This is a genomic window from Microcoleus sp. PH2017_08_TRC_O_A (assembly GCF_020738665.1).
In the GTDB taxonomy this organism is placed as follows: Bacteria; Cyanobacteriota; Cyanobacteriia; order Cyanobacteriales; family Microcoleaceae; genus Microcoleus.
The window spans coordinates 35266-52001 of record NZ_JAEQCE010000031.1; the positions used below are offsets into that span (position 1 = coordinate 35266).

Annotated in this window: 8 protein-coding genes; 5 read left to right on the forward strand and 3 right to left on the reverse strand. The window is 45.8% G+C overall.

Translation table 11 applies throughout. From position 1 onward, the window contains the following. Nucleotides 1-90 precede the first annotated feature (90 nt). Nucleotides 91-2907 carry a preprotein translocase subunit SecA gene (gene secA / locus JGK22_RS12795; RefSeq protein WP_293206179.1) on the forward strand — a complete coding sequence of 939 codons (2817 nt, stop codon included), beginning with the start codon at nucleotides 91-93 and terminating at the stop codon, nucleotides 2905-2907. Nucleotides 2908-3146: 239 nt separating this feature from the next. On the opposite strand, the gene JGK22_RS12800 is transcribed toward secA, so the two are convergent. Both JGK22_RS12800 and JGK22_RS12805 read right to left on the reverse strand, forming a co-directional pair. Beyond that, nucleotides 3147-3440 carry a DUF3288 family protein gene (locus JGK22_RS12800; protein ID WP_293184890.1) on the reverse strand — a complete coding sequence of 98 codons (294 nt, stop codon included), beginning with the start codon at nucleotides 3438-3440 and terminating at the stop codon, nucleotides 3147-3149. Between the two features lie 163 nt (nucleotides 3441-3603). Beyond that, nucleotides 3604-4152 carry a tetratricopeptide repeat protein gene (locus tag JGK22_RS12805; RefSeq protein ID WP_293184891.1) on the reverse strand — a complete coding sequence of 183 codons (549 nt, stop codon included), beginning with the start codon at nucleotides 4150-4152 and terminating at the stop codon, nucleotides 3604-3606. 278 nt (nucleotides 4153-4430) lie between these two features. On the opposite strand from JGK22_RS12805, the gene JGK22_RS12810 reads away from it, so the two are divergent. Both JGK22_RS12810 and JGK22_RS12815 read left to right on the forward strand, forming a co-directional pair. After that, entirely contained in the window at nucleotides 4431-5171 is a 741-nt protein-coding gene (locus tag JGK22_RS12810; protein WP_293206177.1) for an SDR family oxidoreductase, read from the forward strand. A 179-nt stretch (nucleotides 5172-5350) separates the two neighbouring features. Further along, complete coding sequence (locus JGK22_RS12815) at nucleotides 5351-6334, forward strand: NADPH:quinone reductase (protein ID WP_293184893.1); 984 nt, start codon at nucleotides 5351-5353, stop codon at nucleotides 6332-6334. A gap of 124 nt (nucleotides 6335-6458) precedes the next feature. Here JGK22_RS12815 and JGK22_RS12820 read toward each other — a convergent pair whose 3' ends face one another. Then, nucleotides 6459-8498 (reverse strand): protein kinase, encoded by a 2040-nt coding sequence (locus tag JGK22_RS12820; RefSeq protein ID WP_293184894.1) that lies wholly within the window; start codon nucleotides 8496-8498, stop codon nucleotides 6459-6461. A 741-nt stretch (nucleotides 8499-9239) separates the two neighbouring features. Between JGK22_RS12820 and msrP the strand changes: the two genes are divergently transcribed. Both msrP and JGK22_RS12830 read left to right on the forward strand, forming a co-directional pair. Next, on the forward strand, nucleotides 9240-10223 hold the full coding sequence (gene msrP, locus JGK22_RS12825) for a protein-methionine-sulfoxide reductase catalytic subunit MsrP (RefSeq protein ID WP_293196646.1): 984 nt from the start codon (nucleotides 9240-9242) through the stop codon (nucleotides 10221-10223). Nucleotides 10224-10502: 279 nt separating this feature from the next. Continuing rightward, nucleotides 10503-16685, forward strand: a complete 6183-nt coding sequence (locus JGK22_RS12830) for an AAA family ATPase (protein WP_293312992.1) — start codon at nucleotides 10503-10505, stop codon at nucleotides 16683-16685. Nucleotides 16686-16736 lie beyond the last annotated feature (51 nt).

Here is a 16736-nt window from a genome sequence, read left to right on the forward strand (position 1 = left end):
CAATCGGGAAAGGTAAACTCTGTGGCTAATACTACAGCCTGTAACCCTGAAAGCTAATAGCTAAATTATTAAAAATCTGCCTCTCCTGCCATGTTTAAAAATCTGCTAGGCGACCCCAACGCTCGCAAACTGAGAAAATTTCAGCCTTGGGTAGCTGATATCAATATCTTGGAAGAAGACTTACGCGCCCTCTCAGACGACGCCCTCAGAGGCAAAACAGCGGAGTTTAAAGAACGTCTGGCCAAAGCTAAATCTCTCAACGAAGAGAAAGAAATCCTCGACGAAATCTTGCCCGAAGCTTTTGCAGTGGTGCGGGAAGCGGGACAGCGAGTTTTGGGAATGCGCCACTTTGATGTCCAACTCCTCGGCGGCATCATCCTGCACAAAGGCCAAATTGCCGAAATGAAAACCGGTGAGGGCAAAACACTCGTAGCTACACTGCCGGCTTACCTCAACGCCCTCAACGGCAAAGGCGTGCACATCATCACCGTCAACGATTATCTCGCACGGCGGGACGCGGAATGGATGGGACAGGTGCACCGCTTCCTGGGACTGACTGTGGGACTGATCCAGCAGGGCATGGATCAGGTGGAACGCAAGAAAAATTATAACTGCGATATTACCTACGCCACCAACAGCGAAGTCGGCTTCGACTATTTGCGCGATAACATGGCTACTGTCATGGAAGATGTGGTGCAGCGTCCTTTTAATTTCTGCGTGATTGACGAGGTTGACTCGGTGCTGATTGATGAAGCCCGCACACCTCTAATTATTTCCGGCCAAGTCGAACGCCCCAGCGAGAAGTACATCCGGGCGGCTGAGGTGGCTGCTTCCCTGAGAAAGGAAAATGAGGAACACTACGAGGTTGACGAAAAGGCGCGGAATGTGCTGTTGACCGATGAAGGGTTTGGTGAAGCTGAGGATTTGTTGGGAGTGAAGGATTTATACGATCCGGCTGACCCTTGGGCGCATTACATTTTTAATGCGATTAAGGCGAAGGAATTGTTTATTAAGGATATTAACTACATCGTCAATCTCGATCGCGAAGTGGTGATTGTCGATGAGTTTACAGGGCGGGTGATGCCGGGACGACGCTGGAGTGACGGTTTGCACCAAGCCATCGAAGCGAAAGAACACGCGGAAATTCAGCCAGAAACTCAGACGCTGGCGACGATTACTTATCAAAATTTCTTTTTGCTATATCCGAAGCTGTCGGGGATGACTGGGACGGCGAAGACTGAGGAAACGGAATTTGAGAAGATTTACAGTCTGGAAGTGACGCTGATTCCGACTAACCGGATTCCCAGCCGTGGCGACCTTTCGGATATGGTTTACAAGGCAGAGGCCGGCAAGTGGAAGGCGATCGCCCAAGAATGCGCCGAAATGCACGAAATTGGTAGGCCGGTGCTGGTGGGTACTACCAGTGTGGAAAAATCCGAGTTGCTGTCGCGGCTGCTTCGGGAACTCAAGATTCCTCACAATTTGCTGAATGCGAAACCGGAAAATGTGGAACGGGAGTCGGAAATTATCGCTCAAGCCGGACGCAAAGGCGCTGTGACGATCGCCACAAACATGGCCGGACGGGGTACCGACATCATTCTGGGCGGTAATTCCGAGTACATGGGACGCCTGAAGTTGCGCGAGTATTTGATGCCCCGGATCGTGCGCCCCGATGATGAAGACGGGTTTTCCCTGGTACAAGCGCCCGGTATGGGCGGCCGCCCCGCAGCTCAAGGTTTTGGTCAAACTGCTAAAAAAGTCAAGTCTTGGAAAGCTTCGGCGCAGATTTTCCCGACACAGCTATCGAAAGAGGCCGAGCAACTGCTGAAAGGGTCGGTTGAATTGGCGGTGAAGGAGTACGGGGAGCGATCGCTCTCGGAATTGCAAGCCGATGACATCGTGGCTGTAGCGTCGGAAAAAGCGCCCACCAAAGACATCGTAATTCAAAAATTGCGGGAAGCTTACAATCTAACTCGCAGCGAATACGATGCCTTTACCAGCACCGAACACGATGAAGTTGTGCAGTTGGGTGGCTTGCACGTTATCGGTACTGAACGTCACGAATCGCGCCGGATTGACAATCAGTTGCGCGGCCGCGCGGGACGACAAGGAGACCCCGGTTCTACGCGGTTTTTCTTGAGTTTGGAAGACAATTTGCTCAGGATTTTCGGGGGCGAACGGGTGTCGAGTTTGATGAAAATGTTCGGTGTTGAGGAAGATATGCCGATCGAATCTGGAATGCTGACTCGATCGCTCGAAGGCGCTCAGAAAAAAGTCGAAACCTACTATTACGACATCCGCAAACAGGTGTTTGAATACGACGAAGTGATGAACAATCAGCGTCGAGCCATCTATGCGGAACGCCGCCGAGTCTTGGAAGGTTTGGACTCGAAGGAACAGGTAATCAAGTATGCCGAACAAACGATGGACGACATCGTGGGAGCATACATCAATCCCGATTTGCCTTCGGAAGAATGGGAACTCGACAAACTTGTCAGCAAGGTGAAGGAATTTGTTTATCTGTTAGCTGACATGACTCCGGATCAATTAGAAGATTTGTCAGTTGAGGAAATCAAAACTTTCCTCCACGAACAAGTCCGCAATGCTTACGACATGAAGGAAGCGGAAGTTAATGCCATCCGTGCCGATTTGATGCGAGATGCGGAACGGTTCTTTATCTTGCAGCAAATTGATACTTTGTGGCGGGAACACTTGCAGCAAATGGATGCTTTGCGCGAGTCTGTGGGATTGCGCGGTTACGGACAAAAAGACCCGCTGATCGAGTACAAAACGGAAGGTTACGAGCTGTTTTTGGACATGATGACGGATATCCGCCGCAACGTGGTTTATTCGCTGTTCCAGTTCCAGCCGCAGCCTGCAATGCCTGTTTCGGCTGAGATGGTTTAGAGGGATTTTGTCGGGACACAACAATGTTCGTTGGTGCCAAACAAACGTCAAACGCAGTCATAAACTGCTGTTTTGTGACTAGACCCGATCCCCCCTAGCCCCCCTTAGGTCGGGGGGGACAAGAAGCACTCAAAGTCCCCCTTTTTAAGGGGGATTTAGGGGGATCTAGACTAAGATAAGACGGCGGTTGAAACCGCGTCTACACAAACAAAACCCGCCTCCGCGGGTTGAAGACTGTATTAAGCCCAATCTTCTTGATCGCTTTTTTGTTTCCTGTAAACTTCACCATTAGCGTGAATTTTGCGGGTTTGTTCGTACAGAGTTTCTTCGGTATGATTCCATTGTTGCAGGGCTTTTTTTAAGTCTGCTTGGATATCTCTAGCGCCGGGAAATCCTTTATAGCGAATGATTAATCTTGCTAATTCTGATAAATTGTTGTCGGTTGGTTCTTTGCCTAATAAACTATCGACTGTGGCTCGATCGCGTTTGTATTGCGGGTGCTGTTGGTCTTGATTTTTTGTGTCTAAATCCATATTGTTTGTCCTGGTATATCTACTGAAATTTTGCTTGAACAATCTTATTTTATAATTTTTATAATAAAGAGAATGCTTTTTAACCGCAGAGGGCGCAGAGGGCGCAGAGTCAGAGAAAAGAGAGATTTAGAAGTTGTTTTGTTGCTCGTTTTTGGCTATTGATTTATGTGCCTGGTTTTTCTAAATTTGGCTGTAAGTTTAAAGCTTTTTGTTGATAAATTAAACCTTCATTGGTTCGCCCTTGCTGTTCTAATACTTTGCCTAAGTTCCAGTAAGCGGCTGCTAAGTCTGGCTGCATGGCGATCGCCTTTTGGTAGTATGTTATCGCTTCATCCAGCAAGCCTTGTTTGTAACACATACTGCCTAAGTTAACATAGGCTGCGACAAATCTAGGCTCGCATTCGATCGCCTTTGAGTACGCCCGCACCGCTGCGTCTGTCTTCCCTTGGGCTTGCAGGATATTCCCGAGAGTTTTGTAGGCGGGGGCGAAATTGGGTTGCTGGCGCAGGGTTTGGTAGCACTGGGCGATCGCCTCTACATATCTCTGTTGCGTATAATAAACTTCGGCTATCTTGCTGCGTGCCACCGCCACATCCGGTTCGAGTGCTAGTATTTTTTGGTATTGGGCGATCGCCTCCTCAAATTTTCCTGATTGCTGGAGTTTCTCGCCCGCTGACAAATACTGCTCTGTTAACTCGGAATTTACGGTCATATATTTTTAGTTTAACAGCCGAGTTTACTTTACCACAGGTGTTGGCTAGCAAGTGCAATTCCTACAGATATTCTGACTGTTTGAGATTTTAAATTTGTTTCTGTACCTGAATCTGAAACTACGCATGGGGGCTAGAAACCCGGTTTCTACGAATTTTGAATTGAGTTACGAGAAATCTCCGCAGAAACCCGATTTCTGAGGTCAGTCTGTATCGGCTTCCTAAAAAAATAGTATGATTGTTTAGAAGCAGCATCAACGCTAATTGGGGAGTAAATCTCATGGCATCACTAGCAGGAAAGGTTGCAATTGTGACTGGTGCATCGCGGGGAATTGGACGCGCGATCGCCCTCCGATTATCCCAAGAAGGCGCATCGGTTGTCGTCAACTACGCCAGAGGAACAGAAGCCGCTCAAGAGGTTGTATCCGCGATCGCACTCTCAGGCGGCACAGCATTAGCCGTACAAGCCGATGTCAGCAAAACCGCAGAAATTCGCGATTTGTTCGATCGCACTCTCGAAACCTATTCACAAATCGATATTTTAGTCAACAATGCGGGAGTAATTCTTTACAAACCTGTAGCAGAAGTTACCGAAGCAGAGTTTGATAATCTGTTTGCAGTTAACGTCAAAGGCACATTTTTTGCTTGTCAAGAAGCTGCTAAACGCATGGCAGATGGAGGCAGAATTGTCAACTTTTCTAGTTCGACAACGGCGATAATGATGCCAACTTACGGGGCTTACGTGGCGACAAAAGGCGCGGTGGAACAGCTAACTCGATCGCTGGCGAAGGAATTGGGCGATCGGCAAATTACAGTCAATGTCATTTCTCCGGGCCCCACGGATACAGAACTTTTCACTGTCGGCAAAACCCCCGAACAAATTCAAAGATTTACGCAAATGACTGCTTTCGGAAGACTCGGAAAAGTTGAAGATATTGCCGATGTGACGGCGTTTGTGTGCAGTGAAGAAGCCCGATGGATTACCGGACAAAATATCCGCGTTAACGGCGGAAGTGCTTGATTCAGTTGACAGTTGACAGTTGACAGTTGACAGCACTTGACAAAGGAAGGAAGAGGATTGGAGTAATGAATATTTTTTTTTATTTCTTCCAAAAAAGGTTCCGGCTTTAAAGCAATTATTTGTGATAAAGTAACGCGGGGCGGAGCGATCGAGATTGAAAACATCAGGAGAAAAAAACCGTGAAAGCTGCTTACTACGAACAACTCGGCAACGCGAAAGATGTCCTCAAAATTGGCGAAATCGATGTTCCAGAATTGGGCGCAAATGATGTGCTGGTTAAAGTACGCGCATCCGGAATTAACCCATCCGATGTTAAGCAGCGCAGCGGTTGGGGCGGACTCACAATGCGATACCCGCGAGTCATTCCCCACAACGACGGTGCGGGCATAATTGAAGCAGCAGGAGAAGGCGTGCCACAGTCTCGAATTGGGGAACGTGTTTGGATTTATGAAGCCACTTTGCCCCGCCAGTTTGGTACGGCGGCGGAGTATGTTGTTGTTCCCAGCGAACAAGCGGTTTTTCTACCGGAAAATACAGATTTTGCAGCGGGTGCTTGTTTGGGAGTTCCGGCTATGACTGCACACCATTGTGTTTTTAAAGATGGTGCTGTTACTGGGAAAATTGTATTGGTTGCGGGCGGGGCGGGCGCTGTTGGTAATTATGCGATCCAATTGGCAAAATGGGGTGGCGCGACGGTTATTTCGACGGTAAGTTCTGCGGAAAAAGCAGAAATTGCTAAAACTGCGGGAGCTGATTATATTGTTAATTATAAAGCTGAAGATGTGGTGGCGCGGATTAAGGAAATTGCGGGCGGTAAAGGGGTCGATCGCATAATTGAAGTTGATTTTGCCGGAAATCTGGAAATTAATCTCAAAGCGATCGCCCGTAACGGCACGATCGCCACCTATGCTTCTGATTCAAATGCAACGCCTCAAATTCCTGTGTACTCGTTAATTTACAAAAATCTTACCGTTCATTACGTCCTAGTTTATGCTATGGACAAAGCAGCGCACCAACAAGCGGCGGCAGATATTACGACTTGTCTGAAAGCTGGAGTTTTGCGACACGTTATTGCTGGGCGCTTTGGTTTAGACGAGATTGCGGCCGCTCATGAATTGCAGGAAAGCGGTAGTGCGATCGGCAATTTGGTTTTATTGAGGTAGATTTTTAGGCACGTAGTTGCGCTGTCTTCGCTCTTCGATTTGTTCAAAAGCGCTAAGAAAGAGCGCTTAAGCGCAACTACATACCTTGATTTAATTCGATCGCACCGAGAATCGATCGCCACAATCAAGGAGACAGTTGCCACACCTTGATCGTGTCGTCATAACTGCCGCTGATCAGAGTTTTGTCCTGAGGATTAAAAGCCAATTCCACCCAAGTAGAATGACCTTTCAGCGTGCCTTGCTCCCCGCCATCCATCGCCCACAGCTTGATAGTTCCGCTCAAATCGCTGCTGGCTAGCGTCGCCCCGTCGGGACTGAAAGCTACAGACTGAATTCGATCGGTATGACCGGCAAAAGTCACCTCACCGGACGGTTCGGGCCCGTGATCCGTGGTGATATCCCAAATCCTCACGGTATTGTCCCAGCCGCCGCTGCCCAAAATTGTACCGTCGGGGCTGATCGTAAGCGCCGAAACAGCATCAACATGACCAGTCAGAGTGGCTTGGAATGCCCCTGTTTTCCAATTCCACATCTCGATCCTACCGTCGCCTTTGCCAGCAAACAAAGTGTCTTTATAGGCACTGAAAGCTACCGAATGCACTTCGTCGGTTATCCCTTTGAGTGTTTGCAACTCGGCCCCGCCTTCGACTTGCCACAACTTCAAAGCATTATCTTTGCCTACACTGGCGAGGGCTTTGCCGTCGGGACTGAACACCACCGAGAACACGCCGTCTGTGTGTCCGTCCAATGTCCGAATTAACTGGCCAGAATAGAAATTCCACAGTTTAATCGTACCGTCAGCGCCACCGCTGGCGATCGTCCTGCCATCGGGACTCACTGCCACTGACCACACGGGCCCCAAATGTGCCGCCAAAACCTTGAGCACTTTACCGTGACGCTTGTGCAGCAGGTGAATTGTCCCATCGTTGTTGCCACTAACTATCACGCGGCCGTTGGGAGTGACTGCTACCGCCCACACCGGATTTTTGTCTTGCTCTGTCAAAGTCCGCACTGCGGGGTGTGACAGCGATGGCTCGCTGCTGAAATTCTGCATGGGGGGCGGGTCGAACCGAATGTCGGGAATGCTAGAAACAGGCTCATTGGAAGTGAAAGCCTCCGATACCGGAGATGGCAAGCGAGAACCGAGCACCAATGAAATCAGAGCAACTGTGGCTCCCCCCCACAAAGCTAAAGTCCACTTGGGTTTGCTGGCAATCACCTCTATCGGTGTCGGGCCGTATTTCATGTCTGTGAGAATTGCTTCGATCGATCGATAGCGTTTTGATGGTTCTCGCTGCACCATTTTATCCAGGATGCGGCCGAGTCTGGCCGAAACTGGTACTTTCAAATAATCCCTCCAGGCCCAAGCGTCGGCTTTGATGTCAAACAAATCAAAGGGCGACATTCCCGTTAACAAGTGAATGCAGGTGACGCCCAAACTGTAGATGTCGCTGCTCTTAATTGCTTCACCTTTAATTTGTTCCGGCGCCGCGTATTCGGCAGAACCCGTCACTGTTTCTGTTTTCAGGGGCCCGCTGTTGGCAGGAATTGCGGAGCCGAAATCGACTAAAACTAGCCCGGATTCCTCCTCCCAAGAATCCAGATGCTCTTTCCCGACTATTGCTGCCGACGTTTGGGAAGATTTGCGGTGAACAATATTGGACGGTTTGATATCTCGGTGAATCAGTTGATTTTCGTGGACAAATTCCAGCACTGGTAACAACTCGCTCAGCAGATACCAAATGTGAATTTCTTTAAAAACGCCTTTTTCCGAAAGCCGATCGGCTAAATTGCGCCCTTCAATGTATTCTTGCACTAAATACTGGCAGCCTTCGACTTCAAAAGATGCCAGCAGTTTCGGTATTTGCTGGTGTTTGCCCAACTTGTCGAGAACTGAGGCAGAACCCAAAAATGTCCGGTTGAACTGGTTTTGACCGTCGGCGATTGACGGCATGGGGCCGCAGAACTGTTGAATGACGCAGCGGGGTTGCGCTGGTTGGTCTTCATCGGCTGCTAGGAAGGTGCGGCAAGCGATACTTTGACCGAGGGTGTGAAAGACTCGGTAGCGCCCTTTGAGCAGCAAGTTCGACTCGCAATTTGTGCAGGCTGTCGCGCGATCGAGATTTTTGGGATTTTGGCAATTGGGATTTATGCAGTAACTCATTTGTCTTGCCGCTGGAGACCCCCGTCCGATTTAAAGGGAGGAGTGGGGGAGGAAAGCGGGGCGGTGCGTGCCGCTTCCTGTGGACAAATTAAATAATTTGAATCTTTGCTTTATGATAATTGTTTCCTAGATTTTAGCCACAGTTGCTGCTGTCGATCGCGCCTAAATTCTGGCTGACACCTGTGGGCGTAAATAATACAACTGTAGAAAAAATTCCCACCACTATCGAGTCAGTCATCCCCAATTCTTCTATCGTTCGACACTTCGGTAAGCAAGGACAACCGCGATCGCCACTTGTCAGTCAGCGTAGCCCGCAGAAGCCGTCGAAGTCTAAAATCTCAAATTGGTAGGACTTTTATGCGATCGAGGCTTAATAAGTCGATCGCACCGAACTTGATTGCTCGGCTGGACTCGCTGTCAACGAATTACGGTATACTGTCATTGTAGATCCAGTAATTGCGGCAAGGGAGTCAATTTCAAATTTCAAATCAACTGAAAAATTGAAATTTTGGCAACTTTCGCCAAACTAACTACTAACTTTTAACTATTACGAAGAATAATGGTTTAAAGCCTCCTCCTCAACGGGGGAAATAAAACAAAATTATTCACTGTTTCAATCCTCTTCCTTTTATGGAGAGGTAGCCCTCAAGCGGTCAACTGTCAACTGTCAACTGTCAACTGTCAACTGTCAACTGTCAACTGTCAACTGTCAACTGTCAACTGTCAACTGTCAACTGAACTATGCCCTTAATTCGCGTTCCCAAACCTTGGGAAATTTCCAACTCACAAATTACCTCAGAAACAGCCTTTCTCAACCGCCGCCGTTTCATGACCAATTTAATCGGCGCCGGCGTCACTGCTTCGCTGCTACCACTGACAGGCTGTCAAAGCAATACAGGCTCAAAAACTGCTCTGGATAAAGGCTCAACCCAAGCCTACGCTGGATTGACCCGGAATCCTACCTTTGCGAAAGTCGATCGGGCAATTACCGACGAAGCCCTAGCTACCAAATATAACAACTTTTACGAATACGGAGGCACAAAATCTATTTGGCAAGCCGCCCAAGCTTTACCAACCGAAAACTGGAAAGTAGAAGTAACTGGTTTAGTCAAAAATCCCCGCACCTACGATATAGACGACCTCCAGAAAAAATTTCCCATCGAAGAACGAGTTTATCGATTTCGCTGCGTAGAAGCCTGGTCGATGGTAGTTCCTTGGGTCGGATTTCCCATGAAATTACTCATGGCTGATGTCGAACCGCAATCGAATGCTAAATTTGTTCGCTTCACCTCATTTTACGATTCCAAAATCACTCCCGGCCCCGGTTTAATGTCCCAATTTTATCCCTGGCCTTACACCGAAGGTATGCGAATCGAGGAAATGGCCAACGATTTAGCATTTTTTGCCACAGGGCTGTACGGGCGGCGGCTACCCAAGCAAAATGGGGCGCCCCTGCGGCAGGTGATTCCGTGGAAATACGGTTTTAAGGGCGCAAAGTCGATCGTTAAAATTGAATTTGTGGAAAAACAGCCCGCTACTTTTTGGAATACCATCGGCCCCAACGAATACGCATTTGAAGCCAATGTCGAACCCGACAAACCGCACCCCAGATGGTCGCAAGCCAGCGAACGGGTAGTCGGGCCCGGTAACAGTTGGTCGTGGGAAACTCGCCCAACTTTGCCCTATAACGGTTACGGCGAATATGTCGCAAGCCTTTACAGTTAGCGAAATTTCACACTCAGATAGGACGTATGGTTGAAACCGCGTCTACACAAACGATGTCCGGATGGTGCGCGGACAGAAGAAAAAACCTAATTTCAACCGCCGACTCTTCAACCCGCGCACCATCCGAGTTTTGCCTGTATAGACGCGATTTCAACCGCCCGATCTTATTCTATAGCGGTTCTCAAGCATGGTGAGATATGCCCCATGCCCTATGCCCTATGCCCTATGCCCGGTCTTATTCTAAGTTAATTTCCAGTTAATAAAAAAGGAAAATATGCAATGCTTGAAATTCCCGGCATTCAAACATTAAATAAAATACACGAAAATTCTATTTCAACAGTTTATCGAGGTATTAGAGAACAAAATCAACAGCCAATTATTCTCAAACTGCTCAACGAAGACTATCCAACTCCCGGCGAAATAGTCCGCTACCGACAGGAATACAAAATTCTTCAAATCCTCAACCTGCCAGGAGTCATCAAAGCTTACGACTTACAAAAATATCGCAACACTCTCCTTCTAATCTTAGAAGATTTTGGCGGTTTCTCATTGAAACAAATGCAGGAACAGCAAAGCTTTAGCCTGTTTGAATTTCTCAATATCGGCATTCAAGCCGCCGCAATATTAGGACAAATTCACGCAGCAAACATCATCCACAAAGACATCAACCCCGGCAACATTATTCTCAACCCAGCCACAGGAAAAATCCAAATTATTGACTTCGGAATTTCCACCCTGTTAACCCGCGAAACTCCTACCATAAAAAATCCCAATATTTTAGAAGGAACTTTAGCCTACATTTCACCAGAACAAACAGGGAGAATGAACCGTTCTCTAGATTACCGTACAGATTTTTATTCCCTCGGCATTACTTTTTACGAACTGCTAACCAACCAATTGCCTTTTGAGACCAAAGATGCAATGGAATTGGTACACTGTCACATTGCAAAACAGCCATTGCCCATCAACAAAATCAATCCACAAATTCCTCCGGCTGTGTCAGCAATAGTCATGAAACTTTTAGAAAAAACTGCTGAAAACCGTTACCAAAGTGTTTGGGGAATTCAAGCAGACTTAGAAGAATGTCTGCGTCAATTACAGACAACAGGAACTATTTTAGAGTTTGCTTTAGCTAAAGAAGATATTTCCGATCGATTTCAAATCCCTCAAAAACTATACGGGCGGGCGGCGCCAGTCCAGGCTTTGCTAGCAGCATTCGAGCGAGTTGCGAACCCACAACATAGTTTTTCTGGAAGCGAAATGATGCTAGTTGCCGGTTATTCGGGCATGGGGAAATCATCGCTGGTACAAGAAATTTACAAACCAATTACTGAAAAACGCGGCTATTTTATTTCCGGCAAATTTGACCAATTTCAGCGCGATATTCCCTATTCAGGGATTATTAGCGCTTTCTCGGGATTGGCGCGACAACTGCTAACCGAAAGTTCCGCAAAACTCGATGAGTGGCGCACTAAACTTTTAATTGCATTGGGTGCAAACGGTCAAGTAATTATTGAGGTAATTCCCGAAATAGAATTAATTATCGGCAAACAGCCCCAGGTAGCAGAGTTGAGACCAAATGAAGCGCAAATTCGTTTCTATTTTGTGTTTGAAAAATTTATTCGCGTGTTTTGTTCGGCGGAACATCCACTGGTAATTTTTCTTGACGATTTACAGTGGGTAGATGCAGCTACTCTCAATTTAATTCAATTGATGGTAGTGGATAGTGATACACAATATTTATTGCTGATTGGAGCCTATCGAGACAATGAAGTTAGCGCCCATCATCCCTTAATGATTACTGTGGATGAAATGCAAAAAGAAGGCGCTACAATTGATTTTATTTATTTAGCTAATTTAACCATCCAAGATGTTAGTAATTTAATAGCTGACACTGTGCATAGCGATGCTATGTCTGTGCAATCTTTGGCTGACTTGGTGTTATGCAAAACTAATGGAAATCCGTTTTTTGTCAATCAATTTCTCAAAATGCTGCATTCTGAGAAATTGATTAATTTTAGTTTTCTGGAATCTTCCGAGCTATCGATTCGGGAACCAAAGGCTCTAAAAAATAGAGGTTGTGGAGGATTTTGGCAGTGGGATATTGCTCAAATTGAAGCAAGGGATATCACTGATAATGTGGTTGATTTGATGGTAAAAAAAATAAAAATATTGCCGGAAATAACTCAAAATATTTTGCGTTTCGCAGCTTGTGCTGGGGCATCTTTTGACTTAACTACTTTATCAAAAATTTGTGAAAGATCTCCGGATTTGGTGTTCTCAGATTTGAAGCCCGCACTGGAAGCTGGTTTGATTTTTCCGGTGTCTGAGTTGGATATTGAACTGTTGTTTGAAGAGTACAAGTTTTTGCACGATCGCGTCCAACAAGCTGCTTATGCTTTGATTGACGAAGGGCAGAAAAAAGCGGTTCATTTGCAAATCGGTCGCTTGTTATTGGATAATAGCGATGGTGAAGATTTGTCGGAGGAGCTTTTTGAAATTGTCGATCAGTTAAATCTGGCGGCAGGAAAGGCGATAGGGGCGATAGAAATGGCGACAGCAGGGGAGCTGCCCTTGGCGATCGATCGCACGGAAAGAGATAAAATTGCCAAACTCAATCTTTTGGCTGGGAAAAAAGCCAAAGCTGCTACAGCTTATGCGGCTGCTGTCAAGTATGTCTGTTTTGGGATCGAACTTTTGGCTGCGGATAGCTGGGAAACTGAATATAATTTGACGCGAGAGTTGTACCTGGAAGCTGCGGAATTGAATTATCTGATTGGCAATTTCGAGCAATCGCAATTTTTGATTCATTCGGCACTATCGCAGTTGCAATTGGCGGTGGAAAAAGCGGAATTTTTCGATCGCCTAATTACGCTGCATACCATGTTGGGGGAATACGAGGAAGCTATTAAATTTGGGCGCCAGGGCTTGCGTTTGTTGGGGGTTGAGTTGCCGCAAAAGCAGTTGCAGCAAGCTTGCAAAGCCGAATTTGCTGAAGCAACAGCGCAATTGGGCGATCGGGCAATTGGTGCTTTGCTGCACGTACCGGAAATGAAGATTTCGGAAAAAAGAACCGCGATGAAACTTCTGGATAAAATTATTCCCGCGAGTTTATTTTCCAATCCGATACTTTACCAATTAGTTGTTACAAAATCTGTCAATCTTTCTCTGAAATACGGCCCGGTGCCGGAATCATCTTACAGCTATGCTTGCTACGGCTTGGTTTTGTCGGCTGCGATGGCTGATTATCGCTCGGGATACGAGTTTGGGATGTTAGCTCTCAATTTGAGCGATCGCTTTCACGATTTGACGCAAAAATGCAAGGCATCGGAAATGCTTGTCGCTCATTTAAATCACTGGATACAGCCTCTGAAACTGTCGGATTCGATTAGCCATAATGGCTATCAAGCTGGCTTAGAATCCGGCGAATTGCAATTTGCAGGTTACATTCAGCTTTACAAATTGATGTATTCTATCCCCCAGGGCAAAAATCTCGAATCTCTGCGTGTAGAAGTGTGGAATTTTTTGCTATTTAACTTTAAAACTAACAATCAAATTGCTACTGATTACTTACTAGGCTGTCAGATAGCTTTGTTTAATTTACTGGGAGAAACTTCTAATTGTGAGGTATTTTCTAATGGCGAAATTAGCGAAGGACAATATTTAGAGCGGTGTGCCGATCGCGGCAGTTTTTTGGCAATCTGCGGCTATCAAATTTTGAAATGCCAGGTTTTGTATTTGTACGGAGAGTATGCAGCAGCTTTCAGCTATGCTGTGGAAGCTGAGAAAAAATTGAGTTTGGCGATCGGCACAATTATTGTAGCCGAACATAATTTTTATTATTCTCTAATTTTAACTGCGCTTTACCCGCAAGCTTCCAAGGGCGATCGCCAAAAATATCTGAGAAAGCTCAAAGCCAACCAAAAACAGATGAAAATCTGGGCTGATAGCTGTCCGGAGACCTTTGAGCATAAATACTTATTGGTAGCTGGGGAGATGGCGCGGATTGTGGGTAAGGAGATGGAGGCGATCGATTTGTACGATCGATCGATTACTTCAGCCAGAGACGGCTATTTTATCCAAAATGAAGCATTAGCCGCAGAATTAGCAGCCAATTTCTGGCTGAGCAAAGGTAAAGCAGAATTTGCCGAAATTTACCTAAAAAAAGCGCACTACAACTATCTAATTTGGGGCGCCAAACGCAAACAAGAAAAGTTAGAAGCAACTCACCCAAAATTATTAATAAAATCCACATCAGAAACTCAATTTCATGATGCCAGTACAGTAACTATAGCCAGCCAATTAAACACCCCTGGCTTAGGAAGTTCAGCTTTAGATTTGGCTGCGGTAGTGAAAGCCAGCCAAGCCATTTCTGGCGAAATACTCTTGGATAAGTTGCTGGCTTCTTTGATGAAAATACTGATTGAAAATGCCGGAGCACAACGAGGCTATTTAATTTTCCATTCCCCCTCAGATTCTGCCAATAACAATTCCGGGGAATTGCTAATCGAAGCTGCGGGTGCGATCGATTCCGAAAATATTGCAGTATTGCAGTCAATTCATATAGAGAATAACCTACCAGTATCGATTGTTAATTATGTCGCCCGTACAGGAGAAACAGTAGTTTTAAGCCAAGCATTTGCCAGCAAAAATTTTAACAGCGACCCCTATATCAAACAGCATCAAAACAAATCAATATTGTGCGCGCCACTCCTGAACCAAGGTCAACTTATCGGCATAATTTACTTAGAAAACAACCTGATTGCTGGAGCATTTACATCAGACAGATTAGAACTGCTGAAAGTCTTATCGGCTTCGGCAGCCATCTCCATTGAAAATGCCAGACTTTATACTAATCTAGCAGATTCCAACCGCACCTTAGAAACAAAAGTAGAAGAACGCACATCGGAGCTCGCTCTTGCCAAGAAAAAAGCCGAAGTAGCCAACGAAGCGAAGAGCAGTTTTTTAGCCAACATGAGCCACGAATTGCGCTCTCCCCTCAACGCCATCCTCGGCTTTTCTCAAATCATGCTCCGCAGCCAAAATCTACCCAAAGAGCATCAAGATAATGTCGCAATTATTACTCGCAGCGGCGACCATTTACTAACTTTAATCAACCAGGTTTTAGATTTATCAAAGATTGAAGCTGGTCGGACTATTCTCAACTATAAAAATTTTGATTTGTATCAATTTATGGACGATCTCGAAGATATGTTCCATATCAAATCTGACGACAAACAATTGCAATTAGTAGTAGAATACAGCCCTGATGTTCCCAGATACGTTCGCACAGATGAAGTCAAATTGCGACAAGTTTTAATAAATTTGATCGGTAACGCTCTCAAATTTACTCAAGAAGGAGGAGTTGCAGTAAAAGTTAATCTCAAACCAGAAGCAAGCAGTCTAAAGCCCGCTAAAACTGTTAATATTGTGGAGAATAGCGAAAATTCAAATATTCCAGCAAATCAGAGTCTTGAAAAATGTAGTAAAATTAGCCCACTACAAAATCCTAACGATTTAGATTCTGGATCTTCGTACTTCCTGATTTTTGCAATCTCCGACACTGGGCCAGGTGTCGCCGCCGATGAATTAGATAGTCTTTTTGAAGCTTTTGTGCAAACCCAAACTGGTAAAAACTCCCAAGAAGGAACTGGTTTGGGACTGCCAATCAGCCGCAATTTTGTAGAGTTAATGGGTGGCAAGATGAGTGTCTATTCAGAATTGGGAGTGGGAACAACTTTTGTATTCGATACTAAAATTAGTGCGATCGATCCCAGGGAAATAGAAGGCAAAAAGACGGCGCTACAAGTGATTTGCCTCGCACCGAATCAACCTAGGTATCGCATTTTGATTGTTGATGACAAACCCAGCAATAATTTGCTGCTACTCAAACTGCTTTCTCCCCTCGGTTTTGAACTAAAAGAAGCTTGTAACGGCCAAGAAGCTGTTGAGATTTGGAATGATTGGGAACCGCATTTAATTTTAATGGATATGAGAATGCCCGTGATGGACGGGTACGAAGCTACAAAACAAATCAAAGGTACTCTTAAAGGTCAAGCTACTGCAATTATTGCTGTAACTGCTAGTGTTTTAGAAGAAGAAAGAGCGGTTGTTTCTTCGGCAGGATGCGATGATTTTATCCGCAAACCGTTCCGGGAAGCAGATATATTTGATGCGCTTCAAAAACATATTGGGGTGAATTTTATCTATGAGGAACCTGCTAGCAACAAGGATTTGACGAAACTGGATATCCAAGCTGGTTTGAGTCGGTCAGCTTTGGCGAATTTGCCTGCTGAATTGTTGGCTGATTTATTGGCAGCTTCCAGCCTCAGTGATATGGCTAAAGTTGATAGTTGCATAGAGCAAATCCGCAAGCTTGATGAATCTGTGGCTGAGGCTTTAGCTTTTTTGGCAAATGATTTTGATTATATTCAAATAGTTTCTTTAATTGAAACTTATTAGGTTTGATCGTTCGGAATTCAGTCCTTTCTTTTCTGCGGACTAAAGTCCTCA